This window comes from Dechloromonas sp. A34 (genome assembly GCF_026261605.1).
Taxonomy (GTDB): Bacteria; Pseudomonadota; Gammaproteobacteria; order Burkholderiales; family Rhodocyclaceae; genus Azonexus.
This window is the reverse complement of sequence record NZ_CP102486.1, coordinates 3223163-3248314: the sequence shown is the minus strand read 5'-3', so window position 1 is coordinate 3248314 and position 25152 is coordinate 3223163. Positions and strand designations below refer to the sequence as shown.

The 25152-nt window shown below is 61.4% G+C and carries 26 protein-coding genes and 1 tRNA gene; 12 read left to right on the top strand and 15 right to left on the bottom strand.

All coding sequences use genetic code 11. The annotated features are described in order from the left end of the window. Window positions 1-15: 15 nt before the first annotated feature. Window positions 16-1662, bottom strand: a complete 1647-nt coding sequence (locus tag NQE15_RS16250) for an electron transfer flavoprotein-ubiquinone oxidoreductase (RefSeq protein WP_265942698.1) — start codon at window positions 1660-1662, stop codon at window positions 16-18. A gap of 87 nt (window positions 1663-1749) precedes the next feature. On the opposite strand from NQE15_RS16250, the gene NQE15_RS16245 reads away from it, so the two are divergent. Further along, a complete protein-coding gene (locus tag NQE15_RS16245; RefSeq protein ID WP_265942697.1) occupies window positions 1750-2154 on the top strand; it encodes an acyl-CoA thioesterase in 405 nt (134 codons plus the stop codon). Window positions 2155-2175: 21 nt separating this feature from the next. Continuing rightward, window positions 2176-3519 carry a dGTP triphosphohydrolase gene (gene dgt, locus NQE15_RS16240; protein ID WP_265942696.1) on the top strand — a complete coding sequence of 448 codons (1344 nt, stop codon included), beginning with the start codon at window positions 2176-2178 and terminating at the stop codon, window positions 3517-3519. 33 nt (window positions 3520-3552) lie between these two features. Here the strand turns inward: dgt and NQE15_RS16235 are convergent, their stop codons facing one another. Genes NQE15_RS16235 through NQE15_RS16225 form a run of 3 tightly spaced genes read right to left on the bottom strand, consistent with a single transcriptional unit; the run spans window position 3553 to window position 5276 of the window. Next, on the bottom strand, window positions 3553-4572 hold the full coding sequence (locus NQE15_RS16235; RefSeq protein ID WP_265942695.1) for a class I SAM-dependent rRNA methyltransferase: 1020 nt from the start codon (window positions 4570-4572) through the stop codon (window positions 3553-3555). Window positions 4573-4629: 57 nt separating this feature from the next. Further along, window positions 4630-4842, bottom strand: a complete 213-nt coding sequence (locus NQE15_RS16230; RefSeq protein WP_265942694.1) for a hypothetical protein — start codon at window positions 4840-4842, stop codon at window positions 4630-4632. Further along, complete coding sequence (locus NQE15_RS16225; RefSeq protein WP_265942693.1) at window positions 4836-5276, bottom strand: rhodanese-like domain-containing protein; 441 nt, start codon at window positions 5274-5276, stop codon at window positions 4836-4838. Before NQE15_RS16225 ends, NQE15_RS16230 begins: the two co-directional genes overlap by 7 nt. A gap of 122 nt (window positions 5277-5398) precedes the next feature. Here NQE15_RS16225 and NQE15_RS16220 point away from each other — a divergent pair, with 122 nt between their 5' ends. Then, a complete protein-coding gene (locus NQE15_RS16220; RefSeq protein WP_265942692.1) occupies window positions 5399-5953 on the top strand; it encodes a YaeQ family protein in 555 nt (184 codons plus the stop codon). A gap of 50 nt (window positions 5954-6003) precedes the next feature. Further along, window positions 6004-6477: an OmpA family protein gene (locus NQE15_RS16215; RefSeq protein WP_265942691.1), complete on the top strand. Its 474-nt coding sequence runs from the start codon at window positions 6004-6006 to the stop codon at window positions 6475-6477. Between the two features lie 100 nt (window positions 6478-6577). On the opposite strand, the gene NQE15_RS16210 is transcribed toward NQE15_RS16215, so the two are convergent. The 4 genes from NQE15_RS16210 to NQE15_RS16195 all read right to left on the bottom strand — a co-directional run bounded on the left by NQE15_RS16210 (window position 6578) and on the right by NQE15_RS16195 (window position 10583). Then, the gene (locus NQE15_RS16210; RefSeq protein WP_265942690.1) at window positions 6578-7012 is read right to left on the bottom strand and encodes a cyclic nucleotide-binding/CBS domain-containing protein; all 435 of its coding nucleotides are present in this window, start codon (window positions 7010-7012) and stop codon (window positions 6578-6580) included. Window positions 7013-7150: 138 nt separating this feature from the next. Further along, window positions 7151-7834, bottom strand: coding sequence for a hypothetical protein (locus NQE15_RS16205; RefSeq protein WP_416336472.1), 684 nt, complete (start codon window positions 7832-7834; stop codon window positions 7151-7153). Between the two features lie 43 nt (window positions 7835-7877). Beyond that, complete coding sequence (locus NQE15_RS16200; RefSeq protein ID WP_265942688.1) at window positions 7878-9755, bottom strand: peptidase U32 family protein; 1878 nt, start codon at window positions 9753-9755, stop codon at window positions 7878-7880. A 6-nt stretch (window positions 9756-9761) separates the two neighbouring features. Then, entirely contained in the window at window positions 9762-10583 is an 822-nt protein-coding gene (locus tag NQE15_RS16195; RefSeq protein ID WP_265942687.1) for a class I SAM-dependent methyltransferase, read from the bottom strand. Window positions 10584-10694: 111 nt separating this feature from the next. Between NQE15_RS16195 and NQE15_RS16190 the strand changes: the two genes are divergently transcribed. Then, window positions 10695-10973, top strand: coding sequence for a hypothetical protein (locus NQE15_RS16190; RefSeq protein ID WP_265942686.1), 279 nt, complete (start codon window positions 10695-10697; stop codon window positions 10971-10973). 90 nt (window positions 10974-11063) lie between these two features. On the opposite strand, the gene ettA is transcribed toward NQE15_RS16190, so the two are convergent. The 4 genes from ettA to NQE15_RS16170 form a co-directional block, all read right to left on the bottom strand. Then, complete coding sequence (ettA, locus tag NQE15_RS16185) at window positions 11064-12728, bottom strand: energy-dependent translational throttle protein EttA (protein WP_265942685.1); 1665 nt, start codon at window positions 12726-12728, stop codon at window positions 11064-11066. Between the two features lie 211 nt (window positions 12729-12939). Next, window positions 12940-13332, bottom strand: coding sequence for a VOC family protein (locus tag NQE15_RS16180; RefSeq protein WP_265942684.1), 393 nt, complete (start codon window positions 13330-13332; stop codon window positions 12940-12942). Between the two features lie 119 nt (window positions 13333-13451). After that, complete coding sequence (locus NQE15_RS16175; protein WP_265942683.1) at window positions 13452-14087, bottom strand: N-acyl amino acid synthase FeeM domain-containing protein; 636 nt, start codon at window positions 14085-14087, stop codon at window positions 13452-13454. Between the two features lie 31 nt (window positions 14088-14118). Continuing rightward, window positions 14119-14685: a bactofilin family protein gene (locus NQE15_RS16170; protein WP_265950317.1), complete on the bottom strand. Its 567-nt coding sequence runs from the start codon at window positions 14683-14685 to the stop codon at window positions 14119-14121. Between the two features lie 355 nt (window positions 14686-15040). On the opposite strand from NQE15_RS16170, the gene NQE15_RS16165 reads away from it, so the two are divergent. The 4 genes from NQE15_RS16165 (at window position 15041) to NQE15_RS16150 (ending at window position 18930) form a co-directional block, all read left to right on the top strand. Then, the gene (locus NQE15_RS16165) at window positions 15041-16447 is read left to right on the top strand and encodes a HAMP domain-containing sensor histidine kinase (RefSeq protein ID WP_265942682.1); all 1407 of its coding nucleotides are present in this window, start codon (window positions 15041-15043) and stop codon (window positions 16445-16447) included. Between the two features lie 129 nt (window positions 16448-16576). After that, the gene (locus NQE15_RS16160) at window positions 16577-16996 is read left to right on the top strand and encodes a permease (RefSeq protein ID WP_265942681.1); all 420 of its coding nucleotides are present in this window, start codon (window positions 16577-16579) and stop codon (window positions 16994-16996) included. Then, window positions 16993-18402, top strand: a complete 1410-nt coding sequence (locus NQE15_RS16155; RefSeq protein ID WP_265942680.1) for a sigma 54-interacting transcriptional regulator — start codon at window positions 16993-16995, stop codon at window positions 18400-18402. Before NQE15_RS16160 ends, NQE15_RS16155 begins: the two co-directional genes overlap by 4 nt. Before the next feature lie 186 nt (window positions 18403-18588). Continuing rightward, entirely contained in the window at window positions 18589-18930 is a 342-nt protein-coding gene (locus tag NQE15_RS16150; protein WP_265942679.1) for a BON domain-containing protein, read from the top strand. Window positions 18931-18969: 39 nt separating this feature from the next. Here the strand turns inward: NQE15_RS16150 and NQE15_RS16145 are convergent, their stop codons facing one another. Further along, window positions 18970-19236 (bottom strand): biotin/lipoyl-containing protein, encoded by a 267-nt coding sequence (locus NQE15_RS16145; RefSeq protein WP_265942678.1) that lies wholly within the window; start codon window positions 19234-19236, stop codon window positions 18970-18972. Between the two features lie 66 nt (window positions 19237-19302). Here NQE15_RS16145 and NQE15_RS16140 point away from each other — a divergent pair. Together NQE15_RS16140 and NQE15_RS16135 are read left to right on the top strand one after the other, a co-directional pair. After that, a tRNA-Arg gene (locus NQE15_RS16140) sits at window positions 19303-19379 on the top strand. Between the two features lie 380 nt (window positions 19380-19759). Then, window positions 19760-22441, top strand: a complete 2682-nt coding sequence (locus tag NQE15_RS16135) for a M16 family metallopeptidase (RefSeq protein WP_265942677.1) — start codon at window positions 19760-19762, stop codon at window positions 22439-22441. On the opposite strand, the gene NQE15_RS16130 is transcribed toward NQE15_RS16135, so the two are convergent. Continuing rightward, complete coding sequence (locus NQE15_RS16130; RefSeq protein ID WP_265942676.1) at window positions 22374-23981, bottom strand: AAA family ATPase; 1608 nt, start codon at window positions 23979-23981, stop codon at window positions 22374-22376. The genes NQE15_RS16135 and NQE15_RS16130 overlap by 68 nt on opposite strands. A gap of 322 nt (window positions 23982-24303) precedes the next feature. Then, a complete protein-coding gene (locus NQE15_RS16125) occupies window positions 24304-24537 on the bottom strand; it encodes a hypothetical protein (RefSeq protein WP_265942675.1) in 234 nt (77 codons plus the stop codon). A gap of 10 nt (window positions 24538-24547) precedes the next feature. Here NQE15_RS16125 and NQE15_RS16120 point away from each other — a divergent pair, with 10 nt between their 5' ends. Then, window positions 24548-25144 carry a peroxiredoxin gene (locus tag NQE15_RS16120; RefSeq protein WP_265942674.1) on the top strand — a complete coding sequence of 199 codons (597 nt, stop codon included), beginning with the start codon at window positions 24548-24550 and terminating at the stop codon, window positions 25142-25144. Window positions 25145-25152: the final 8 nt, after the last annotated feature.

Here is a 25152-nt window from a genome sequence, read left to right as displayed (position 1 = left end):
CTTCGGTGATGCGTATCACATATTCGGATAAGTTGGCCCTTCACCCCCTTGTGGCACCACCCAGTTGATGTTCTGGGTCGGATCCTTGATGTCGCAGGTTTTACAGTGCACGCAGTTCTGGGCGTTGATCTGCAAGCGCGGGTTGCCACCGCTTTCGTCACTGACGATTTCATAGACGCCGGCCGGGCAGAAACGCTGTTCAGGGGCATCGTAGGTCGCCAGATTGACGCGGATCGGCACCCCGGCATCTTTCAGTTGCAGATGGCAGGGCTGATCTTCCTCGTGGTTGGTGCTGGAGAGGAAGACCGAGGACAGGCGGTCGAAGGTGATCATCCCGTCCGGTTTCGGGTAGGGGATCGGTGCGCATTCGCTGGCCGGCTTCAACTTGGCATGGTCGGGGATGGTGTTGTGCAGGGTCCAGGGCGCCTTGCCACCGAAGACCAACTGGTCGATGCCGAACATCACCGAGCCGAGTTTCAGGCCCTTGTTCATCCACGGCTTGAAATTGCGCGCCTGATGCAGTTCCTGATGCAGCCAGCTCTGCTTGAAGGCTTCCGGGTAGGCGGCCAGTTCGTCGCGCTGGCGTTCGCCGGTGAGCGCCGCGAAACAGGCTTCGGCAGCCAGCGCGCCGGATTTGATGGCGCAATGCGAACCTTTGATGCGGGCGGCGTTGAGGAAGCCGGCATCGTCGCCGACCAGCACGCCGCCCGGGAAGGTCAGCTTGGGCAGCGACTGCAGGCCGCCGGCGGCCAAGGCTCGGGCGCCGTAGGCGATACGCTTGCCGCCCTCGAGGAAGGCGCGGATGTTGGGGTGGGTCTTGAAGCGCTGGAATTCCTCGTAGGGCGAAAGGTGCGGATTGCTGTAGCCGAGGCCGACGACGAAACCGACAGCGACCTGGTTGTTTTCCAGGTGATAAAGGAAGCCGCCGCCGTAGGTGGCCGAGTCCATCGGCCAGCCGCCGCTATGCACGACGAGGCCTAGCTGATGCTTGTCCGGCTGGATTTCCCAGAGTTCCTTGAGGCCGATACCATAGGTTTGCGGATCGACGCCCTCGTTCAAATTGAATTGCGCCTGCAACTGCTTGCCGAGATGGCCGCGGCAGCCTTCGGCAAAGAAGGTGTACTTGGCATGCAGCTCCATGCCCGGCTGGAAGTTGGGGCCTTCCGAACCATCGTGCAGACGGCCCATGTCGCCGGTGGCGACGCCCATCACGGCGCCGGCCTCATCAAACAGCACTTCCGAACCGGCAAAGCCCGGGTAGATTTCGACGCCCAGCGCTTCGGCCTGTTCGCCCAGCCAGCGGCAGACGTTGCCGAGTGAGATGACGTAGTTGCCTTCGTTATGAAAGCACTTGGGGAGCAGGCTGTTCGGTATCTTGGTGGCGCCGTCTTCGGAAAGAATGAAGAAACGGTCTTCCGACACCGGGGCATTGAGCGGCGCGCCGTCTGCTTTCCAGTTGGGTAGCAACTCGGTTAGTGCCTGCGGGTCCATGACAGCGCCGGAGAGAATGTGGGCCCCGATTTCAGCCCCTTTCTCGATCAGGCAGACGCCGAGTTCCGTGCCGCTTTCAGTCGCCAGCTGTTTCAGGCGAATGGCCGAAGCCAGTCCGGCCGGGCCGCCGCCCACGATGACGACGTCGAATTCCATGGCTTCGCGCTGCATGTTGTCTCCTTGGTTTTATTGTGGTGGTGCATTCAATACGGTACAGTATGGAAACGCATTGATCAACCCCTCCGGGAATTGAATGACATGGAACATAAAAAGAAACTGATCCACGTAACCAGGATGCCGATTCGCTGGGGCGACATGGATGCCTATGGGCATGTGAATAATACGGTTTACTTCCGCTACATGGAGCAGGCGCGGGTCGAATGGATCGAGGCGATGGGCGTTCCGGTTCGTCCGGGCGGCTGCGGGCCGGTAATCATCAATGCCAGTTGCACATTTCTGAAGCCGATGAACTATCCCGGTACCGTCGAGGTTCGCACCTTTGTCGGCCATCCCGGGCGTTCCAGCGTGCAAAGCCATGTCGAGATGCTGATCGACGGCGATCTCTATGCCGAAGGTGCAGCCAAGATCGTCTGGATGGACACCATGAGCGGAAAATCGGTCGCTATCCCGGATGATGTCCGGGCCGTGCTCGAAGCGGAGTGAAGCTCGGGTAAACTGGCGCTCATGAGCCAACGAAAAATCTGGGAAAAACTGCTCTCGGCCGAGCGTCCGGGGGCCGGCAAGGCACCGGGCACACCGGAGCGCACCGCCTTCCAGCAGGATTACGACCGCATCGTCTTCACCTCCGCCTTCCGGCGCCTGAAGGACAAGACGCAGGTCTTTCCTCTCTCGAAGAGCGACTACGTCCGTACCCGCCTGACGCATAGCCTGGAGGCGAGCTGCGTCGGCCGTTCGCTGGGAGCGGTGGTGGGGCGCGAGATCATTGCCCGGCATGGGCTGAAACACGTCGAGAGTGGCGATTTCGGGGCCATCGTCGCCGCCGCCTGCCTGGCCCACGATATCGGCAATCCGCCCTTCGGCCATGCCGGCGAGGACGCCATTCGCGAATGGTTCAGGACTTCCGGCCTGCTCGAACGCCACCCCTTCACCCCCGCCCAGCATGCCGATTTCGAGCGTTACGAAGGCAATGCCCAGGGCTTTCGCATCGTCACCCGGCTGCAAAGCCCGGCCAATCCGGGCCTGCAGCTGACCAGCGCGGTGCTGGCGACCTTCACCAAATACCCGCGGCCCTCGCATCTCAAGACGGAACTGGAAGGCAAGAGCAGCAAGAAATTCGGCTTCTTCCAGCAGGACGCCGAGGCCTTTCGCCAGGTCGCGCAGTCGACCGGCCTCGTCGAACGCATTCCGGGCACTGCCTGGCGCCGTCATCCGCTGGCCTTCCTGGTCGAAGTGGCGGACGACACCTGCTATCTGATCGTCGATCTCGAAGATGCCGCCAAGCTGGGTTTTGTGCCCTATCGCGATGCCGAGTGTCTGCTCGCCGATCTGGCCGGCAATACGGTCAATGGCGGTCGGCTGGATCGTCTGCACGACCCGAAGGAGCGTCTCGAATACCTGCGCGCCAAGGCCATCGGCCGTCTGCTGGAAAGTGCCGCCGCCGTCTTCCTGGCAAACGAGGAAGCCATCCTCAAGGGCGAGTTCGACGAGGAACTGCTCGCCCAGTCGCCGGTCGGCATTCCGCTGCAGGCGGTCCTGAGGCTGGCCAAGGAAACAATCTATACGGCACGCCCGGCACTGGAAATTGAAACCGCCGGTTTCGAGGTGCTGGGTGCCTTGCTCGATCTCTTCTCGAAGGCCGTGGAGGCGGGCGCCGGCCACGGTCGTTTCACCACCCGCGAACGCATGCTGCTCAAGCTGCTACCGGCCCAGTTCCTCGGCCACGGCGGCGAGCCCGATCCCGACCCCTATATCCGCCTGTTGCAGGTGGCGGACTTCGTCGCGGGAATGACCGATTCCTACGCCGTCGACATGTACCGCAAGCTCAAGGGCGTCGATCTGCCAGCCTGAGGCAACCTAGTGCCACAAAGGCAAAGGCTGGCACTAGACGCGTAGCAGGGCGATTTTCAGCGGCGGCTGCCCGTCATGGCTGGGAAAGTCTTCTTCCGGCGTGATCCACTCCAGGGTGCGAACGGCCCGCCCCGCCTTTTTCGCGCAACGCTGCAACTGGTCGGCCCAGACATCGCGCGACAGCTGAGCGGCGTTGTTACAGCAGATCAGTGTGCCGCCTTCGGCCGTGCACAGCAGGGCCTGCTTCATCAGCGCGGCGTAGTCGTTGATGATGTCGACCACCCCGAACGGGCTCTTGGCGTAGCGCGGCGGGTCGAGAAAGACCAGATCGAAAACGTGGGCGTCCAGTTTGGGGAAATTCGGCATTTTCTTGCCGCGCACCATGTTCGGCTGACCGATGCCGGCCAGTTGGCGCATGGCGGCGAAGGCATCGCTCTGCACGAAGCGCAGGCGGATCGGCAGATCATTGAGGCGGGCATTGTCCTTGCCGACCTTGAGGCTGGATTCGGCGAAGTCCACATTGACCACATGCGCCGCCCCGGCCTTGGCCGCCGCGACCCCGATGCCGCAGGTATAGGCGAACAGGTTGAGCACCGATTTGCCGGCAGCCTCCTGCATCACCCGCCGGCGCCCGGCACGCATGTCGAGGAAGAGCCAGGGATCCTGACCGCCATGGCGGCCCTGGACTAGATAGCGGATGCCCATCTCGTGAAATTCGCGCGCTTTCAGCGCTTCGGCCAGCACATCGGGCGGCAGCGGGTTACCGATCCGCGAGTTGGCCCGGCTGCGGTCGTTATAGACGGCGATCAGGCCGGGCAGGGTGGCCGCGTAGAAGTTTTCGATCTCGGCGCGGTCGTGACCATCCAGCGGCTCGTGGAAAGTCTGGATCAGCAGCAGGTCGCCGTAGCGGTCGACGGTCAGGCCGGGCCGGTTTTCGGTGCTGCCATTGAACAGCCGGTAGGCATTGGTGTCCTCGGCATGGAGGCGCTCGATCAGCGATTGACGGGCATCCAGGGCGGCTTGCAAGAGGTCGGTAAGGGTGGGGCTGAACATGGCGTTTCCCGAAATGCCCCGCGAGGGGAAGGCGCGCATTCTACCGGAGGGCAGGTGTCAGCCGCGGGATTCGAGCACCGGCCAGATGCGCCAGTGGCCGCAGGCGGAGCGGGCTTTGCGCTCGGAAGCATCCCAGCCGCCACCAATGCACAGTCCGGTTACCGTCTCCGACTCGACATCGACCGTGTCTGGCGTTACGCCGGGCAGGCGTTCGCCGCGCCAGCAATCGCAACTGGCGCAGCGTTTGCGGTCGACGGCCTGGCTCAGCAAGTCTTTGCGGTGCGGCAGGCGGCAATGCTCTGCGTTGCCGGGACGACCGGGCCGCCATTGGCGATCCAGCCCTTGATGCCTTGCTTCACGTTATAAACCTTGGCATAGCCGGCCTGCTGCGACAGGAACTGGCTGACCGCCTTGGTCCGGTTACCGCTGCGGCAGATGACGACGAGCGGTTCGTTGGGCTTGGCGATCGGCTTGACCTTCTCCAGCCAGGCGGCGGGCTCGGCCTTGCCGCGTTCGTCGAAGAAGGTCAGCAGCTTGCTGCCGCCGACGATGCCGGTTTCTTCCCACTCCGATTGCAACCGGATATCGACCACCGGCACGCCGCTCTTCATCAGCTTGTCGAGCTCGGCATTGTCGATGTCGATGACTTCGGCGTGGGCAAATCCGGCAGCGGCAATCAGGCAGGCAAGCAGTAGTCGGCGCATGGTAATCTCGTTTATCAGAAAACGCTGATTATAGACTTGAAGTCTCAATGGCTGATTGACCTCATCGCCGGGCGACGGGTTCCCGCCCTCATGGGATAATCCAGCCTTTTTCCGGGGCAGTCATGGCGCTCAAATCCACCATTTTCAAGGCCGAGTTGCAGCTTGCCGACCTCGACCGTTCGCATTTTGGCGATTACACCCTGACCATCGCCCGCCATCCGTCGGAAACCGACGAGCGGATGATGGTTCGCCTGCTGGCCTTCGCGCTGAATGCTTCGGAAACGCTGACCTTCGGGCGTGGCCTGTCGGCGACAGAGGATGAGGCCGACCTGCAGGAGCTCGATCCCACGGGTAGTATCGAACGCTGGATCGATGTCGGCCTGCCTGATGAAAAAGCCATTCGCCGGGCCTGCAACCGGTCGCGGCACGTGATGGTGCTCAGTTATGGCGGGCGGTCGGCCGAAATATGGTGGCAACAAACACAAGGCAAGGTCTCGGGGCAAAAGAATCTGCGCGTGCTGTCTCTAAGTGTGGAGGATGGCAAGGCGCTGGCCAGCCTGGCGGAGCGCGGCATGCGCCTGCAATGCACGATTCAGGATGGCCTGATCTGGTTGGGCGGCGACCAGGGGCACATCGAGCTGGCACCGAAAGTTCTGTTTGCTAGCGATTCGGCATAGAATCGCTGCGTATTTTGCAGGCATAGACCAACATTTTGTGAAAGGTGACTATGGCAGCGAATGATGATGACGAATCAACCGCGGTAATCGTCGGGGTTCTGGCCGGTATCATGCTGGCTGTTGTGGCGGTGGTTTATGGTGCCAGCGCCGGAAAATACGTCCAGCCGGCAGCGAAGTCCGCTGCCGAGCAGGCAGACATCGCGCCAGTTGGCGAAGCCCTGGTCAAGGTCTATTTCGCCGTCGGCGCAGCAGCGCTCGACGAAGCCGACAAGGGCGTCGTCGCCAAAACGCTGGAAGCCCTGGGGGCCAACCCGAACGCTATCGTGCTGCTCTCCGGCTTTCACGACATGTCCGGTGATCCGGCCAAGAATGCCGAACTGGCCAAGCATCGCGCTCAATCGGTGCGTGATGCACTGGTGGCCGGTGGTGTTTCCGCCGAACGCATCAAGTTCCGCAAGCCGGAGTCGACGCTTGGTACCGGCAGTCCGGAAGAGGGGCGTCGCGTCGAAATTCGCGTCCAGTAAGGGCGGATTGCTGCGCAAAAGGCGAGCCTGAGTGGCTCGCTTTTTTTTCAGCTGCTTTTCTGTGCGGCCGGCTGCAATGCGCCGGCCGGGTTTGGTCTGGTCACAGAATGACGGTGATTTCTTCGCGCCGAACCAGATCCTGTTCCATCTGCAGACCATCGAGATCCAGGGCGTCGTGCGCTGCCAACAGGCCGACCGGGTGGCCGGCATCATCAACGACGGGAATGTGCCGGAAGCCGCCTTCGTACATCAGGTGCAGGGCATGTCCGAAAGGCTTGTCCGGGCCGACGGTCTGAATGTTTCGGGTCATGATGGTGGTGATTGCGGTATTGGCCGGGTCGCAGCTGTTGGCCACCGCACGAAAGACGATGTCACGTTCGGTACAGATTCCGGTGAGTACACCTTTGTGAACGATCAGAATGGCTGAAGAATGCCATTCTTTCATGATAATTGCGGCTTCACGCACGGTGGTGCCAGTCCCGGTGGTCGGGAATGGCCGTCCTTGAATTACTTCACTAACCAGGCGGTTTGGCATCTTGGATCCTTTCGCTTCGGGTTGAGTAAATTGCAGCCAGCACGTCGGACACGGATAGCTTGCCTAAGTTCTCTTGCCGCAGCGCTCTAACCAAAAAGAATGGTGCGCCTCTTCCGTTGCCGGTCGGCAGTATTTCCCCTATCGCTTGATCAGGTTCCAGACAAACTCTGCTCCGGCTGAAATCAGGTCGATCGCATCGATAATGCCAGCGTTATCCGGTTCCTGTTTCATGCGTTTCAGTCGTGACTTTTCGCGTTCGCGCATCACGATGGCATCGCCCAGAACCTCGACGTCAGCTGTAGTTCGCCTGACTTCAGCGGTCTTGAGGCGTGTCAGTGCCTGTTCGACTGCACCGGGGTCGAGGATGGTAATCGGCGCCCGACAGTGGCCGCAGGCGTGCTCGTGGCGGATATCGACAGGGGCGCCGCAGCCCATGCAGCGGATGATGCCGACCTTGGCGGACAGCTCGTCGATCTCGGCCGGGTTGAGCTGGCGGACGAAGCCCTTCTCGATCATGAACTGGGCGAAGGTGGTGAAGCGTCCGTGCTTCTGCAGGCAGCGGTGGTAGTTGAAGCGGCCGCCATGCTTGGCCAGGTCGAGCCCGTGCAGCAGGCGTTCGTGACAGCGTGGGCAGGCCAGCGGGTCGCGCAGGGGCAGGCGCTGGTCGTCGTGGTGCTCGTGCAGCAGCTTGAACAGTTCGATGATGCCGCCGGGGGTGATCTGGGCGCTCTCGTAGTCGTCGAACCAGATGCCGTTGCAGTGGAAGCACAGATCAAGAACCACCTCGCCATGCAGCAAGCGCTCCAAGCGGTGCTTGCTCATGACTTGGCGGCAGGAGGGGCAGGCGGTTGGTTGCATGCCGGTATTATGCCGGACGGATGGTTCCCAGGTTCAGCTTGACGCCTTTCTTCATCTTGCCGACGACGTGCATCTCGCAGGCCTTACAGTCGAACTTGAGGATCAGCTTTTCGTTGCCGTTGATCAGCGTCATCGGGTCCGGCTTCAGGTGCTTCACTTCCTTCGGGCACAGGTTGAAGCTGTAGCGCAGGCAATGGCGGGTGATCATCAGCGAGACCATGCCTTTTTCGTTGCCAGCCTCGTAGGCTTCCTCGATCAGCTTGACGCCGTGCTTCTCGTAGAAGGCGCGGGCTTGGGCGTTGAAGACATTGCCGAGATAGGTCAGCTCGTCTTGCGGGTAGGGTACCGGCGTGGCCGCCGGAGCGGCACGCGGTGGGCGTGGGTGGGCCGCGAGCCGGGCGGCTTCGAGTTTCTCGGTGGCTTCGCGGCGCAGTGCGTTGAGTGCACCGACTGGCAGGAACCACGGCTGCGACAATTGCAGCTCGACCGGCTCGGCGACGAACAGGGTGTTGCCGAACTTGGCGAGTTGTTCGCTCAGGGCAGCGGTCGCCCGCTCAGCATTCTTCGCGGCCTCCTTCGCATGCGGCAGATCGACCGTGACCGTGACGCCATCCTCGTCGTTGAGTGTCAGCGCAAAGCCATCAGGCGTTTCGGAAAACACCGGCTTGATCGCGATGCGGCGTTCGGCAGAATCCTTTTCCAGCGCCCGCTCAAATTCCTGGTCGCGGTTGCGGAACAAGGTGGTGCCAACCGTCAGTTCTTCGGGAGTCTCCGCCGGGTACAGCGTCTTGCCTTCGGCCCGATTGATCCGCATGCCGAGCACTTCGCCGTGAGCGTCGTAAAAGCAGACGCCGTCACCATTGTTGAAATCGATCTCGGCATTGACCGTGAAATAGCCGGGGCCGATATCGACCACGTCGCCGATCGGCTCACCGACGAAACTCGGCGAATCGAAGGCGCCGATGTCGTCCTGGCGATCGTTGGCGAAATAATCGGTGTAGCCGCGGTTGAAGGTCTTGTCCGGCTGCGGCGTGAAGGTGAAGGTGCTATGGCCGCTGGCGGCGCGGCTGTATTCGGGATGCTGGGCGATGATGTCGTCGAGCAGCGAGCGGTAATGGGCGGTAATGTTCTTGACGTAGGAGAGGTCCTTTAGCCGCCCCTCGATCTTGAACGAACTGACGCCGGCGCGGACCAGTTCGAGCAGGTTTTCGCTCTGGTTGTTGTCCTTCATCGACAGCAGATGCTGGTTTTCGGTGATGGTCTTGCCCTTGTCATCGACCAGCGTGTACGGCAGGCGGCAGGCCTGCGAACACTCGCCGCGGTTGGCGCTGCGCCCGGTATGAGCGTGGCTGATGTAGCACTGTCCGGAGTAGGCGACACACAGTGCGCCATGGACGAAGTATTCAAGGGCCAGCGTGGTTTTGCGGGCGACGGTGGCGATCTCGCCGATGCTCATTTCACGGGCCAGCACGATCTGCGAGAAACCGACGTCCTCCAGGAACCTGGCCTTGGCCGGGTTACGGATGTCGGTCTGCGTACTGGCGTGTAACTGGATCGGCGGCAGGTCGAGTTCGAGCAGGCCCATGTCCTGGATGATCAGGGCGTCGGCACCGGCTTGATAAATCTGCCAAGCCAGGCGACGGGCTTCTTCCAGTTCGTCGTCGCGCAGGATGGTGTTGAGGGCGACGAAAACCTTGGCGTGGAAACGATGGGCGTACGCGGAAAGGCGTTCGATATCGGCGACGGTATTGCCGGCACCGTAGCGGGCGCCGAAGGCCGGGCCGCCGATATAGACGGCATCGGCACCATGCTTGATGGCTTCGATGCCGAAATCGGCATTCTTGGCCGGGGCGAGGAGTTCGATGGGGTGTTGGGGACGGGTCATGGCGCCTTAGTACGCAAAACGCGGGGCGAGTTCTTCGAGATTGAATTCGCGCAGGATGGCCTCGGCGCGCTCGCGGGCGTTCTTGCGGGGCGTGCCGCGCTTGGAGGCGATGATCAACTCGTTCTTCATCGAATGCTCCCATCCGACCAGTTCGGTGACCGTGACGTCGTAGCCGTGCGACTCGAGCAAGAGGCAGCGCAGCACGTTGGTCAGGTGGCTACCCAGCTCGCGGGTGTGGATCGGGTGTCGCCAAAGTTCGGACAGGGCTGTTTTGCCCAGCGATTCATTCTTTCTGGCCCGCATGGCCGAGGCCACTTCGGCCTGGCAGCAAGGCACGAGGACGATATGCCGGGCTTCCTTGGTCAGGGCAAAACGGATCGCATCGTCGGTCGCCGTGTTGCAGGCGTGTAGTGCTGTCACGACATCGACCTGGTTCGGGAGCTCCGGTGAGGTCAGCGAATCCTCGACCGTGCAGGCGAGGAAGCGCATCCGTTCGAAGCCAAGCCGGGCGGCCAGTTCGCGGGATTTGTCGACGAGTTCCGGGCGGCTTTCGATACCAATGATTTCGCCTGTGGCCTGGTTTTTGCTGAACAGGTCATAGAGGATGAAACCGAGATAGGACTTGCCGGCTCCATGGTCGACCAGTGTCTCGGCATCCGCCAGCAAGGGTTCGATGAACTGGTAGAGGTGATAGACCTGTTTCAGCTTGCGGCGGGTGTCCTGGTTGAGCTTACCGTCGCGGGTCAGGATGTGTAGTTCCTTTAGCAGTTCGATGGACTGCCCGGGGCGGATTTCCGGGATCGCGGCCGGTGGGTTTTGCTTTTTCATGGGGCGAGATTATCGCATTCAAAGTTCTATGACTTTCGTGTCAACCGAATTGAAATCGCCTCGTTATTAGGCTCATGGTGATCCAACACCGCACTTCATACGGAGAAATAAATGGGCAGTTTGAGCAACGAATCCTTCGAACAATTCCTGGATTCCCTGAAGAATGCCGGCATTACGATTTCCAACGAAGCCGAACTGCGCGAGCGGCTGGCTGAAGCTCAACGTTGGCGTTATGCCTTCCAGACCCTGGCCGCCAACGGCAAGACCATCGGCATCTGCTTCGAAGATCATTCCGCAGGCCGCAACGAAGCCGAAATCGACCGCGCTTTCAACGAATTCCAGTTTTCCGAAAAAACCAAGGCTGTTTTCTCTGCCAATCTGAAGCACTAAATCCACCACAGTTATTACGCCCTTCGCGATGGCGGGGGGCAAAAAAGAACGGGCGCCATACGGCGCCCGTTTTGCTGTCTACGTTAAGGCTCAGCGCGTGATCGGCTTGTAGCGGATACGCTTCGGCTTGGCGCCTTCTTCGCCGAGGCGCTTCTTCTTGTCCTCTTCGTACTCCTGGAAGTTGCCTTCGAAGAAATTCCACTGCGAATCGCCTTCGGCGGCCAGGATGTGCGTACAGATGCGGTCGAGGAACCAGCGATCGTGCGAGATGACCATGGCGCAGCCGGGGAATTCGAGTAGCGCATCTTCCAGGGCGCGCAGCGTTTCGACGTCGAGGTCGTTGGACGGTTCGTCGAGCAGCAGGACGTTGCCGCCGGTCATCAGCGTCTTGGCCAGGTGCAGACGGCCGCGTTCACCGCCGGACAGGTTGCCGACCTGCTTGCCCTGGTCGGCGCCCTTGAAATTGAAGCGGCCGATGTAGGCGCGCGACGGCATCTCGAATTTGCCGATCTGCAGGATGTCGCTGCCCTGGGCCAGTTCTTCGAACACCGTCTTGCTGCCGTCGAGGCAGTCGCGCGACTGGTCGACGTAGGCCATCTTGACCGTCGGGCCGATGTCGACCGTGCCTGAATCCGGCTGTTGCTGGCCGGTGATCATCTTGAACAGCGTCGATTTGCCGGCACCGTTCGGGCCGATGATGCCGACAATGGCGCCGGCCGGGATGGTGAAGTTGACGTTGTCCATCAACAGCTTGTCGCCAAATGACTTGCTGACGCCGTTGAACTCGATGACCTTGCCGCCGAGACGCTCGCCGACCGGAATAAAGATTTCCTGGGTTTCGTTGCGCTTCTGGTATTCCTGGCTGGACAATTCCTCGAAACGGGCGATACGAGACTTGCTCTTGGCTTGGCGCGCCTTGGGATTGGAACGTACCCACTCCAGTTCCTGCTTCATCGCCTTCATGTGGGCGTCGATCTGCTTGTTTTCCGTCTCCAGGCGGGCTTCCTTCTGCTCCAGCCAGGACGAGTAATTGCCTTTGTACGGAATGCCGTGACCGCGGTCGAGTTCGAGAATCCACTCTGCCGCATTATCGAGGAAGTAGCGGTCGTGGGTGACGGCGACGACGGTGCCCGGGAAGCGGACGAGGAACTGTTCCAGCCATTCGACCGATTCGGCGTCCAGGTGGTTGGTCGGCTCATCGAGCAGCAGCATGTCCGGCTTGGCGAGCAGCAGTTTGCATAGAGCGACGCGGCGCTTTTCACCGCCCGACAGGTTGCCGATGATGGCATCCCAAGGCGGCAGGCGCAACGCGTCGGCGGCCAGTTCCATTTGGGCTTCGGTGTCGGCACCCGAGGTGGCGATGATCGCTTCCAGCCGCGCCTGTTCTTCGGCCAGTTTGTCGAAATCGGCTTCCGGGTCGGCGTAGGCGGCATAGACCTCGTCCAGCTTGGCCTGGGCCTGCATGACTTCGCCGAGGGCCGACTCGACTTCCTCCTTGACCGTCTTGGTTGGGTCGAGCTGCGGTTCCTGCGGCAGGTAGCCGATCGAGACGCCGGCCAGGTGCTGCACTTCGCCGTCGTACTCCTTGTCGACGCCGGCCATGATCTTGAGCACGGTCGATTTGCCCGAGCCGTTCAGGCCGAGCAGGCCGATCTTGGCACCGGGGAAGAAGGAAAGGGAAATATCCTTGATGATCTGTCGTTTGGGCGGGACGATTTTGCTGACGCGCAGCATCGACATTACGTATTGGGCCATTACGCGGCACTTTCAGAAAAATTAATTAGAACCCTTGGGTTCCATGAACGAACTTGCTCCCCGCTATTGAGGGAGCGCTGAAATTCCAAGCCCGCGATTCTACTATGGGCAGCCGTGGCCGGAATTGCTGCGCAAGTGGCTCATTGCCGACTCGAGCTATCGTTCATCCGTGGCAGGTGATTCGTCCACTGCCATAATGCACGGGGGGCGGTCAGGCAGGCGGTGATCCCGAGGTGTTTGTCGGCGAGCAGAACCACAGCTTGTTGCCTTCGCTGTCGAGAAAACTGCCGACATGGAAGTCGCCGTAGACCTGCACTTCGTTGGCGATCGTGATGCCCCGCGCGCGTAGTGCCTCCTGAGTGGTCGGAGCATGGTCAGTGGCGACCGTAATGCGTGGGTTCGGCCGGTCCGTTGGCGCTGCCCAGTCGGGTTTGAGCATCAGAATCACTTGGCCGAGTTGCCATCCGACCTGTTCTTTTCCCTCGAAAGCCGGCTCGAGGCCAAGCTTTTCCTGGTAGAACCGATTCGCACGCTCAAGCTCGGTCACGGACAGGGCAACGACTTTGACGTACTTGAGGCCGAGGGGCGGTAACGGATCACGCATGGTATTTCTCCCCGCAATGTAGTGAATCATATCTGCGGGGGTTGACCATCTATAACGACTTAAATTCAGCCGTTTTGCGCGCTGGCGATGGCGCTGGTGCGAACTGATGAGGCGAAGGTTTAGGCCGCGCGGCGCCCGATAGCCGCTGATTCGGGTAGCGGGTGACGCAAGTCGCGATGGAGCAGCATGGCTGGCGCTTCGACTCTGGGGCAAGTACGGATCGGCCCGAGGCAGGTGAAGCCCAGTTGTCGCTCATAGTAGCGGCGATGCCGCGGGTTGATCTCGACGACGGCGTCGCTAGCGTCGAAATGCGTCCGGGCAAAGTTGTAAGCCGTCCGGAAAAGCGATTCCATGAGTTCCGGTGAACTGTAGTCGGGGTCGATGGCCAGCCGCGAGTATTCGCAGATGCTCCGGCTTTTTGCCTGAAGCTCCGCGATCTCTTCCGGATACAGGGCTTCACACAGCAAGCCATTGCCGCCATCACGCGACAAAGTCAGTGTTGCGCCCAGCACATTGTCCAGCCAGGCGGTCAGCGTTACGCGGTGGTCTTCATGTACTGGGGCTGTATGTGGATTGGAGCGATAGCCCCGCCAAGTGTACATGCGTCGCACCAGCAGATCGCTTGCCTGGCGCTCCTGGAAATCCTCCACCCGGCGGATAACGAGATCCGCCGAGCGAAAGAGCACCGCTGGCGACGAGAACGCAGCCCCCGGAATCGGTTTGCTAGATGAATAATGAGGCGAAGCACTAAGCATGTCAGGATTCTATGTTGGCAGGACGCAGCTTTCAACCGGCAACGGCATTCAGGGTGGGAACGAAATCGTTTGCCGAGCGATGTGAGGCACGACTTTCAGCGGAAATGGCGTTGATATCGCCACACAGTTCACCACCTTCATCGATGACGAGCTTCCCGTAGCGTATCTTGCCACTGACTCGACCGGTTGCGTGAATGATTAATTGCGAACGGGCCGTTAATTCGCCCTCGAAGGTGCCGTGAATTTCGGCAATGTCGATACTGACTTTGCCGGCAAATGAGCCCTGATCGGCAATCCGGATGACCCGGCTGTCCATGGTGGCCTCGACGCGCCCTTCGACAACCAGGGTGTCGCAGTCGAGAATTTCTGCGCCTTTCAGCTTGACATCGGGGCCGACGATCAAGCGGGCGCCGAGGACGTTTTCCGTATTGGCCGGCGCCTCCGACTTGACCTCAGCTGGCTTTTCCGCCGCGGCCTCAAGCGCACCCTTGGTCGACAGATCGGGCGTGCTTGGGTTGTTGCCATTCCCAAGAACGGGGCGTACATCCTTGCGGGTAATGACGTCGTTGCGAATAGTCGGGGTCGATTTGCTGAACATGTGGCTTCCTTTTTTGAAGTAGTCGAACGCTGAATTCGCAAAGCTAAAGCGATAACCGAGCCAGAATATATAAATCAAACAAAAACAGATGGTTATATAGATGTCTTGATATCCGGCATGAGTCCATCTGTCTTGTCCGTCGGGGATTGGCGACAAATATTTTTGCAATTGCCGAATTCGTGGATGTATGCTGCTTGCTGGATGTCGCAAATTGGCGACAGTTTCGTTAACTTATTGAATTTATGTAAATAATTTTAGAATCTTGCGGTGAATTTCTGCTGTATCTCGGAGGCATCGCTTTCAGTGCCGCGCGCGCTTACGGTCTACACTCCAACTTTCTTCATATATAACGCGGATGATTCGAGTTTCCTTTCGCCATGGCATGCTCCTGGGCTTCGCCTTGATCGTTCTGCTGCTGGGTGGTGCAGCACTCCGGAGCTGGATGGTCGTTGAGCGCCTGGTCGAGGAAAGTCGGCGCGGCAGTGAACAAGCCATCCACCTGACGGCAGCCATACAGGAACTGGCCGAACGTACGGTCGATATCGAGCGGAGCGCCCGGCAATACCTGGTTCTCGACGATGCCGTATTCCGCCAGCGTTTCGACGAGCATCTGGCCGAGTCACTGGTTCTGGTCGATCGCCTCGATACACTGGCGGCCGAGCCGCTCTCGCCGCTGCTCGGCGGGTGGAAAATGGTGGCGGAAGCCTTGCGCAGCGGATTGGACAAAAAGATCGGCAAGGCCGAACTGACGCCTTTCCTGTCCCGGATGGTCGAACTGAATGGGTTGCTCAAGCAGGCTGGCCAGCGTTGGATCGAAAACCAGAACAGCCGTCTGCTCATCGAACTGGAAGCGAACCGCCTGCACCTCGGCGGGCAGATCGCGCTTGCGTTGGGTGGCGCCTTGCTGGTCGCCCTGGCCATGGCGTGGTGGCTGGTGCGGCCGGTGCGTCAACTGGAGCAGGCTATTATCCGCCTCGGTGCCAATCGGTTCGATGAATCGATCAAGGTCGGCGGACCCGCCGACCTCAGGCAGCTTGGCCGACGTCTGGACTGGCTCCGGCAGCGCCTAGGGGAACTCGAGGCCGATCGCGAAAGGACCCTGCGCCACGTCTCGCACGAACTGAAAACGCCGCTGACCTCACTGAAAGAAGGCGTCGCCTTGCTGCGCGAAGAGGTTCCCGGGCGGCTGGGGGCGAACCAGCGCGAGGTCGTCGATATCCTGCAACACAACGTCACCGGTTTGCAGCAACAGATCGAGAGCCTGCTCAGCCTGAACGGCGCGGCTCTCGAGGCGCGTCACCTCAATCTTGAGCCGGTGGAATTGGCCAAGTTCCTGGCAGGCGTCGTCCAGCGCCGGGAGTTCCATGCCCAGTCGCGGCGGGTGAAAGTTGTCGTCGAAGCGCCGGAGCGGGCCAGCGCCAATCTGGATAGCGAAAAAATGGTGGTGGTGCTGGACAACCTGCTTTCCAACGCCATTGATTTCAGCCCCGAAAGCGGCGAAATCCGTCTTGTCGTTTCCCGCCTCGACGATTGTCTGCGCTTCGAGTGCATCGATCAGGGGCCGGGGGTTGCACCGGAGGACCGCCAGCGAATTTTCGACCCCTTTGTTCAGGGGCAGCGGGAAGCGCCGGCCCAACGCCAGGGCAGTGGCGTCGGGCTGTCCATCGTGCGCGATCTGGTGCGCGCCATGGGCGGGACGGTTTCATTGCTGGCTGTCGAAAAAGGGGCTCACTTTTGTGTGGAATTGCCTAATGAATACTAAGGATTGGGGAGGGCGCTTGAATTTGCGTGACTTGCTGAAATTTCTATTAATGGTTGTCGCAATTGGGCTGGTGGGTTGTGGCACCACTCCCCGGTTAAAAGCAAACCGAGCTACGACGAGCCCGGGCCCTTGCCGCCACTGGCCTATTACCAGTTGCTTTCCCGTCTCTCGCCGGCCGAGTTGAGCCGGGAACGCCTGGTGCTTGCGGCCTTGCCGCAGAACCCGAACACCCATCTGCGCACCGCCATGCTGTTCGGGCACCCGCGTGGACCGCAGGATCTGGGCAAGGCGACCCAGCAGCTCGAACTGGTGCTCAAGTCGAACGATCCGGCAGCGGTCAGCCTGCAGCCGCTGGCCCGACTGCTGGCTGACAACTATGCCGAGCGCCAGAAGGCTGAGGGGCAACTTGATCGTCAGGGGCAACAATTGAAAGATAGTCAGCGCAAAACGCTTGAATTGCAGGAAAAGCTCGATGGTCTGGCCGACATCGAACGCACCTTGCCGACCCGGCCGGCGCAGCGCCCGGTTGGCGCCCGGAGCCTGAAATGAATACCCCGGCCATGGGCAACGGCGCCCACATTCTGGTGGTCGATGATGACGAGGATATTCTGCGGCTGCTGTCCATTCGCCTGAGGGCGAGGGGATTCAAGGTTACCGCGGTCGGTTCGGCCGAAGAGGCGCTGGCCCGGATCGCCGTCGATCCGCCGCGGGTCGTGGTCAGCGATGTTCGCCTACCGGCCCGCGACGGCCTGGCGCTCTTTGAGGAAATCCGCAGCACCCGGCCCAGCCTGCCGGTGATCCTGCTGACCGCGCACGGGACGATTCCCGATGCCGTCGAAGCGACCTCGCGCGGAGTTTTCGGTTATCTGACGAAACCCTTCGACAGTCAGATATTGCTCGCCAAAATCGACCAGGCGATGCAGCTCTCGGCGCCAATCCTGCCCGAGGATCCGTCGGCGCTGGCGCTGGCCGGAGGCGCCTCGGAAGAATGGCGGGACGGCATCGTCTTCCGCAGCAGCCAGATGGCGGAACTGATGTCGGAAGCGCGCATGGTCGCCGCCTCCGACGCCAGCGTGCTGATTCGCGGCGAAAGCGGTACCGGCAAGGAGGTCTTGGCCCGAGCCATTCATCGCGCTAGTCCGCGCGCCAAGGGGCCATTCATCGCGATCAACTGCGGCGCGATTCCCGAACCTTTGCTGGAATCGGAACTGTTCGGTCACGTCAAGGGCGCCTTCACCGGTGCTGGGAGCACCCGCGTCGGGCTGGTTCAGGCGGCCAATGGCGGAACGCTCTTTCTCGACGAAATCGGCGACATGCCGCTCTCCTTGCAGGTCAAGCTGCTGCGCGTGCTGCAGGAACGCGTGGTGCGCCCGGTCGGAGCGACCCGTTCCGAGCCGGTCGACGTTCGCCTGCTCTCCGCCACCCACCGCGACCTTGACGCAGCCATGGCCCAAGGGCAATTCCGCGAAGACCTGTATTATCGCCTGGACGTCGTTTCGCTGACCCTGCCGCGCCTGGAAGAACGACGCGAAGACATTCCGCTGCTCGCCGCCTATTTCGTCCAGCAGATCGCCGCCAAGTACGGCAAGCCGATCACCGGTTTCGCTCCGGATGCGCTGGAAGCCCTGGCGACAGCAGCCTGGCCGGGCAATGTCCGGCAACTCTATAACGTCGTCGAACAAAGCTGCGCCCTGACCTCGACCCCGCTCATTCCGCTTTCGCTGGCCCAGCGCGCGCTGCGCGTTCCCGCCATGGAAGCGCTGAGCTATGCCGATGCCAAGCAGCGTTTCGAACGAAACTATCTGGTCCAGTTGCTCAAGCTGACCGATGGCAACGTGGCCGATGCCGCCCGCATCGCCGATCGCAACCGCACTGAGTTTTATCGGCTGCTACAGAAACACGATTTGACGCCGGCGATGTTTCGCAGCGAAGGCGATTCCGTCGCCGAACGCTAACCCTGCCCAGGCCCGCCCCCGTGTGCCTGGGGCCGGAAAGGCGAAATAAATGTCGCTGGCGGACGACGAAACTCACCGTGAAATGTGCCGTGAGTATTATTCAAGTATTTGAATTATATTGATAAAATTTGATTGGCACTAAGCTTGCGTTAACGCTTTCAGGTTTAATACTTGAAGGAGTTATCGATGATCAAACGCACTCTGGCCACGGCAGGTCTCGTGCTGGCCACCATCCTGGGCAGTCTCGGATTGACCGCATTTGCCACGGACAATCCGCCGGTTCTGGCAGTTCCCGGGGCGAGTGTCGAAGTTGCCGATGCGACACTGCACGACAAAGTCGAAACCCTGCTGCGCACCGACGTCGGCTTAATCGGCTCGCAATTCCGCGTGCAGACTCGAAGCGGGGTCATTACGCTGGGGGGCAAGGTCCCGGACGAACATTCATTGCGGCGGGCACTTGATCTCGCCAGCAGCGTGCGTGGCGTCAAGGAAGTGCGCAATGCGATGGAGATCGAGCTCCCAAAGTAATGTCAGGGGGTGCTCATGCGCCGATCTGGATGGCGCTGGTCAAGCTTCTTCCAGCGTTACCAATAGCGCCCCCTCATCGACTGTATCGCCCTCTGTGACATGGATTTCCACAATCCGGCCAGCGCGTGGGCTGGGAATGTCCAGCGCCACCTTGCCGGTTTCCAGGGTCAGGATGTTGTCGTCGCGCTCAATCGTGTCGCCGACCTTGACCAGCAATTCGAGGATGAAAACGTTACCGCTGGCACACGAACCACAACTTTCCCAGCACTCTGGGTACTTGGGCATACGAACGGAGAAACTGCTCATTGAAGATTTTCCAAGTTAGGCCTTGCATTCTACCTTCGCATCCGTATAATGCGCGGCTCTGACAGTGCGCCCGTAGCTCAGCTGGATAGAGTACTTGGCTACGAACCAAGGGGTCGGGCGTTCGAATCGCTCCGGGCGCACCAGTAAGAACAGTTAAAAGGTCAATCTTCGGATTGGCTTTTTTGCTTTCTGGGGGAGAAATTGGGGACTGAGTTTTCCAAGCTATTCCCGGCGGATGCTCTCGTTGAATTGAGGCTGTATTTCGATCTGCATGACGGCCGCCAGACATGCCGTGCCCCCGGGACTGTTGTCCGCTCCAGCATAGAACAGCAGTCCGGCCTGGCAATTTTTGTGACCTGCTTGATCAAGCTTTTCGACGAATCGGATGCTCTGGTGCGATCATGCGTTCACGAAATCGCACGCTCCCATTTTCCACAGGCCAGATAAATTGCAATCAAACTTCCTTGTTTCGATTCCGACACTCCGCAGTTCCGTCATTCTGATCTGCGCGCTGCTATTGCCCGTGCTTCCCGCTGCGGCGGCTGCCAAGCCGGGCGTCGCTCAGGCCAGTACGCCACGGCTCGATGCCCAGGCGGCGGGTTTTTCCTCCTATATCCTGCCGAACGGCTTCAAGATCATCCTGGCGCCGTTTCCTTCGGCCGCCAATGCCCGCATCGAGCTGCTGGTCAAGACCGGCAGCAAGCAGGAGGGCTACGGCGAGGCCGGCATGGCGCACTTGTTGGAGCACATGCTGTTCAAGAGCGCCGGCAAGCGCGCCGATCTGAAAAGCGATCTGACGGCGCTCGGTGCCACCTGGAACGGCACGACCAGCACCGATCGCACCAATTACTATGAAACCGTTGCCGCCGAACCCGAGAAGATCGACGAAGTCCTCCGCATCGAGGCCGATCGTTTCATTCGGGCCAGTTTCACCAAGGAGCATCTGGCCAGCGAGATGACCGTCGTGCGCAACGAGCTGGAACGCGGCGACAGCGATGCCGGCAGCTTGGTGATGCGCGCCCTGCAACGGCAGAGCTTTTTCTGGCATGGCTATTCACGGCCCACCATCGGCGCCCGTAGCGACATCGAGGATGCGCCGTTCAGTGCCTTGCAAGCCTTCCACAAGAAACACTATCGACCGGACAATGCCGCCCTGATCGTCAGCGGCAATTTCGCGCCGCAGCGCGTGCTGGCGTTGGCCAGCCAGCTATTTGGCGAGGCGCGCAACCCGCCGACGCCCAAGGTCGGCAACTGGACGCGGGAAGAAACCCGGGCGATGACCAATCGCAGTGAACTGGTGCTGCCGGCTGGTAAGACCATAGCCGCCAGTGCCTGGAAACTGCCCGGGCTGACCAACCGTGAGACCCAGGCCTTCGATCTGGCGAGTAGCGCCATTTGTGCCAGCGACTGGGGCAGCCTGCGCAAGGATCTGGTCCTCGAGCGCAAGATTGCCGTTTCCGTCTCGTGCGGTACCCGGGTTCAAGCCGACTACAGCCTGTTAATCGCCTTTGCCACGGCGGGCAAGGAGGCTGATGCGGAAGTCCTGTCGCGAGCCCTGCGCGAGCATATCGAAGTCGCCGCTGTCCGGGGCATCACGCAGGAACAGCTGGAACGGGCTCGCCTCAATGAACTGAATGCCTACGAACGCCTGGAAAGCTCCCACGAAATGCTGGCCACCGTACTCTCGCAAGGCGAAGTCGCCGGCGATTGGCGTCTTCTTTTCTGGCAGCGCGACGCGGTCAGGAGCCTGACCCTGGAGGAAACCAATGCCGCTTTGAAGAAATGGGCGGTCGCGGTCAATCGCAGTGACGTGCTGCTCCGTCACGCCGACGGTGTGGCCGCGCCGGAGTTGCCGAAATTTGCCGGGGCCCGTGAGCTGGTGTCCGGCAAGGACTGGCCCGCAGTCGCCAAGGCGGCTGACCCCATTCCCGGCTCGGCCGGCGAACTGGCGAAAGCCACCATCAAGCTGACGCTGGACGGCGAGCGGGCACGGGCTGCCCTGATTTCGCGGCGGCCCCAGGGCGAACTGGCCTGGCTGGTGGTGGCCAACGATTATGGCAACGAGTCCGCCCTGGCCGGCCGTTCGATGGCCTGCGCCATGGCCAGCCACCTGTTGGCCTATGGCGGCGGCGGGCTGAGTCGCGACCAGTTGAGTGCCCGTCTGGAGGCGCTCCAGGCGCAGTGGTCGCTGGGCCTGGGGGGCATCAGCCTCGAGGCGCCGCGCAAGAATATCGATGCGGCGCTCGACCTGCTGCTCGCCGCCTGGGCCGCGCCCGCGCTGCCGGCCGACGAGTTCGCGCGGATCAAGGCGTCGTCCGTCGCCGGACTCGAAGCGGCGCTCAAGGATCCAGGGCAGGTGGCAGGCAATGCCGCCGATCTGCGTTTCGACAATTACCCGGCCGGCCACCCGCTGCAGCCGCGCTCGCTGGAGCAGCAACTGGCCGAGGCCCGCGCCGTCACGCTGGCCGATGCGACGCGCTGCGTCGGCGATTTCGCCGGCATCGCCAGTGCCCGCCTGGCGCTGGTCGGGGCTTTTGCCCCAGAGGATGTGCAGGCGGTGTGGTCGCGCGTCGACAAGCTGCCGAAGGCGACGATTCCCTATGCCCGTGTCAAGGAGCTTGCCGCACCGCTGACAGTGGATACGGCGCCGATCACCATCGCCATGCCGGAAAAACCCAATGCGACGATCAGCGGTTCGACCCTGCTGCGCCTGACCGACGATTCGCCGGATTTCCCGGCCTTGCGGATTGCCGTCAAGGCGCTTGGCGGCGATGCCGACAGCCGGATCTGGCAACGCCTGCGCGAGCGCGACGGCCTGGCCTATGCGGCCGGCGTCAATCTGGCGGGCAGCCACTTCGAGCCGCGCAGCCGGGTGACGATTCAGGCCAGCGCCGCCAGCGACAAGGCGGATGCTGCGCTGGCCGGGCTCAAGGAGGAACTGGCGCGGGCGCTCAAGGAGGGCTTCTCGGCAAAGGAAGTCGAGCGTGCCAAGAGTTCCTGGGCGCAGGAACGGAAAAACTCCCTGCGTGCCGAGAAAACCTTCGCCAGAAATCTGGCGCAAGGCCTGTACAGCGGCCAGGACTATGCTTGGCTGGCCCGCTACGATGAGCAGATCGCCCGCCTGACGGCGGCGGAGGTCACCCAGGTCCTGCGCAAGTATCTGGCCGATGCGCCGATCGTCTGGACAGTGGGGCGGGGCAAGTAGTCGGGGTGCCGGCCGTCGCGATTTCCCGCAGGCGGCGGTACAGATCGGCAGGCAGGGGGGCCGTGGTGTCGATGTGCAGGCAATAGGCTTCCTCATCGGACGACAGCGCTTCGCGGGTCTGCATCTGGTGGGCGAGGACGAGCTGGTCGGCTTCCGAGGCATCGCCGCCGCTCGCCTGACGCTGGGCAACCCGAGCCTGGAGGACAGTTGGCGGAGCCGCACAGTCGACGATCACGAATGGCACGCGCCAGGTCGCGGCCAGCTGGCGAAATGCCGTGCGTTGCCAAGCCTGCAGATTGGCCGCATCAACCACCACCGGATAGCCAGCGGCCAGAATCTCGTTGGCCAGTTCGAGCAGCTGGCCGTAAGTGGCGGTGGTTGTTGCCGGATCGTAAATGCCCTGGCCGACGCCCGAGTGGCTGCTGGCGGCGGGAGCCAGGCCGCGCAGGCGCTTGCGTTCGAGGTCCGAGCGGATGCGCAGGGCGCCGAGTTCTTCCAGTAATTGCCCGGCCAGCCAGGTCTTGCCGGAACCTGCCAACCCATGCATCAGCAGCAGGCACGACGGGCGGGGCAGGGTGGCCTGCGCGGCATAACCCAGGTAGCGCTCGCCGTCGGCTAGCTGAGGGCTGGACACGGCTGGTGCCTTCTGCTGGTCGCGGATGGCGCAGATCTTGGCCCGGACCAGGGCCCGGTAGACCTTGTAGAAGTCGAGCAGCGGCAGGCCACGGTAATCACCGGTGGCCTCCAGATAGCGGTTGAGCAAGCGCTGCCCGTAGTCCGGCCGGCCGCGCTCCTCGAGGTCCATGACCAGGAAGGCGATTTCGCTGAAGACATCGATCCAACGCAGCTCAGGCGAGAACTCGATGCAGTCGAAGATATGCAGTTCCTGATCGACCCGGGCGATGTTGCCGAGATGCAGGTCGCCATGGCATTCCCGTATCCAGCCGCTGCGCGAGCGGCTGGCGAACAGTCGGTTCAGCTTGCTGAAGCGCTGCTGGCTCCACGTTTCCAGTTGGTCGAGGCGGCTGGCATGGCCGGTGTCGGGAAGCAGGGCGCGGAGTTGATCGAAATTCTGGGCCATCGGTGCCCACATGGCCTGCTGGGTGCCGAACGGGTTGTCGGGTGGAGCGCGGGCGATCCGCCCGTGGAAATCGGCCAGCGCATCCGCCAGTTGGTCGATGCCCGCCGCGTCGAGCCGGCCTTCGCTCAACTGCCAGTCGAGCAGGGCATCCTGCGGGAAGCGCTGCATCTGCACCGCGTACTCGATTGCCTCGCCGCTGCCACCCAGGCGGGGCGCCTCCGGGCTGCCGGTAATGGCGACCACGGCCTGGTAGAGGTCCGGCGCCAGTCGGCGATTGAGGCGCAGTTCTTCCTCGCAAAACTCATGACGGCGGGCCAGCGTGCTGAAATCGAGAAACCCCAGATCGACCGCTTTCTTGATCTTGTAGGCATGGCTACCGGCCAGCAAGACATAGGAGATATGGGTTTCCAGCAGATCGACCGGCCCGCTTGCATCCGGGTAGAGCGCAGGATCGCGCAACGCGGCAATCAGCGTTTCCTTTGGAGCAGGGAGGGAATCACGGTTAGCGGGAATGGCGTTTGCCTCGGGCGGTCAGTGGTCGCCACTGCGACGGGCGAAAATCAGCACTAGCCGTGTCGTCACATCGAGAGATGCCACTGAGAAACTGGGAACAACCCTGGACGATCTCATTTCACCTTGTGATCTTCGCTTGATCATGGCAACGACCCTAGCGGCAAGGAAAATGACCGGTGAACGGTCTGCTTGCTGGGCAGATAAATCCACCGGCCATCGTTCGCCAGACTAACCAGCCCCAAGGCGTTCCGCGCAAGGGAGTTAGCGGCTACACCATAAACCCGGCTATCCAGTACCGACACCACAGTGTCTTCATTGGCTGGATCGTCGTTTCCTGATGCACTTCCAGTATAGGTCGGGTCGGTGGTTTTTTCAGGGCGACTGGGCGCAGGGTCCTTCCTGGTGCGGACGGAACCAGTTTTTTGCTGACGATGTCTGAATAGGCACCATGCTTTGCGCCGTTTGCCGTCGGCCCGTCTTGACCGTCCAGATTTTCAACCAAGGATTACTCCATGAAACGATTTCTTGCGGCTTGCCTGTTATCCGGCGCCGTTGCCTTCTCGGCCCAGGCTGCACTGAACGACGGCGATGTCGCACCAGATTTCACGGCGCAGGCGGCGCTGGCCGGCAAGGCATTCAGCTTTTCGCTGAAGGAGACTCTGAAGAAAGGCCCGGTTGTCGTCTATTTCTATCCGTCGGCTTATACCCATGGCTGCAACATTCAGGCCCATACTTTTGCCGAGCAGCACGACCAGTTCGTCGCCGCCGGCGCCACGGTGGTCGGCGTCTCGCTCGACAGCCTGGCCCGCCTCAAGGAATTTTCAGCCGATCCCGACTATTGCGCCGGCAAGCTGGTGGTCGCCTCGGATGCCGATGGCCGGATCGCCAGGGCGTATGCCCTGAAGGTGAGCGCGGCAGTGGCGGGCGCCAAAGACACACGGGGCATCGAGATCGACCACGGCTTCGCCGAACGCACGACCTTCGTGGTGAGGCCCGACGGGAAAATCGCGGCGACCATCGGCGGCGTGTCGCCGGCCGCCAACGTCGAACAGGCGCTGCAGAAGGTCAGGCAACTCGGAGCGGCCAGGCCGTCGGCGAGCAAGCCGTAGGGCCGCCC

Bases quoted from the DNA above. Each gene is read 5' to 3' on its own strand.
- NQE15_RS16200 (WP_265942688.1), bottom strand. From the start codon at position 9,755: ATGACCCGTCCCCAACACCCCATCGAACTCCTCGCCCCGGCCAAGAAT.
- NQE15_RS16205 (WP_416336472.1), bottom strand. From the start codon at position 7,834: ATGAGCAAGCACCGCTTGGAGCGCTTGCTGCATGGCGAGGTGGTTCTT.
- dgt (WP_265942696.1), top strand. From the start codon at position 2,176: ATGAGCCAACGAAAAATCTGGGAAAAACTGCTCTCGGCCGAGCGTCCG.
- NQE15_RS16215 (WP_265942691.1), top strand. From the start codon at position 6,004: ATGGCAGCGAATGATGATGACGAATCAACCGCGGTAATCGTCGGGGTT.
- NQE15_RS16175 (WP_265942683.1), bottom strand. From the start codon at position 14,087: ATGCTTAGTGCTTCGCCTCATTATTCATCTAGCAAACCGATTCCGGGG.
- NQE15_RS16165 (WP_265942682.1), top strand. From the start codon at position 15,041: ATGATTCGAGTTTCCTTTCGCCATGGCATGCTCCTGGGCTTCGCCTTG.
- NQE15_RS16235 (WP_265942695.1), bottom strand. From the start codon at position 4,572: ATGTTCAGCCCCACCCTTACCGACCTCTTGCAAGCCGCCCTGGATGCC.
- NQE15_RS16220 (WP_265942692.1), top strand. From the start codon at position 5,399: ATGGCGCTCAAATCCACCATTTTCAAGGCCGAGTTGCAGCTTGCCGAC.
- NQE15_RS16120 (WP_265942674.1), top strand. From the start codon at position 24,548: ATGAAACGATTTCTTGCGGCTTGCCTGTTATCCGGCGCCGTTGCCTTC.
- NQE15_RS16170 (WP_265950317.1), bottom strand. From the start codon at position 14,685: ATGTTCAGCAAATCGACCCCGACTATTCGCAACGACGTCATTACCCGC.
- NQE15_RS16145 (WP_265942678.1), bottom strand. From the start codon at position 19,236: ATGAGCAGTTTCTCCGTTCGTATGCCCAAGTACCCAGAGTGCTGGGAA.
- NQE15_RS16155 (WP_265942680.1), top strand. From the start codon at position 16,993: ATGAATACCCCGGCCATGGGCAACGGCGCCCACATTCTGGTGGTCGAT.
- NQE15_RS16150 (WP_265942679.1), top strand. From the start codon at position 18,589: ATGATCAAACGCACTCTGGCCACGGCAGGTCTCGTGCTGGCCACCATC.
- ettA (WP_265942685.1), bottom strand. From the start codon at position 12,728: ATGGCCCAATACGTAATGTCGATGCTGCGCGTCAGCAAAATCGTCCCG.
- NQE15_RS16210 (WP_265942690.1), bottom strand. From the start codon at position 7,012: ATGCCAAACCGCCTGGTTAGTGAAGTAATTCAAGGACGGCCATTCCCG.
- NQE15_RS16225 (WP_265942693.1), bottom strand. From the start codon at position 5,276: ATGCGCCGACTACTGCTTGCCTGCCTGATTGCCGCTGCCGGATTTGCC.
- NQE15_RS16180 (WP_265942684.1), bottom strand. From the start codon at position 13,332: ATGCGTGATCCGTTACCGCCCCTCGGCCTCAAGTACGTCAAAGTCGTT.
- NQE15_RS16195 (WP_265942687.1), bottom strand. From the start codon at position 10,583: ATGAAAAAGCAAAACCCACCGGCCGCGATCCCGGAAATCCGCCCCGGG.
- NQE15_RS16245 (WP_265942697.1), top strand. From the start codon at position 1,750: ATGGAACATAAAAAGAAACTGATCCACGTAACCAGGATGCCGATTCGC.
- NQE15_RS16190 (WP_265942686.1), top strand. From the start codon at position 10,695: ATGGGCAGTTTGAGCAACGAATCCTTCGAACAATTCCTGGATTCCCTG.
- NQE15_RS16250 (WP_265942698.1), bottom strand. From the start codon at position 1,662: ATGCAGCGCGAAGCCATGGAATTCGACGTCGTCATCGTGGGCGGCGGC.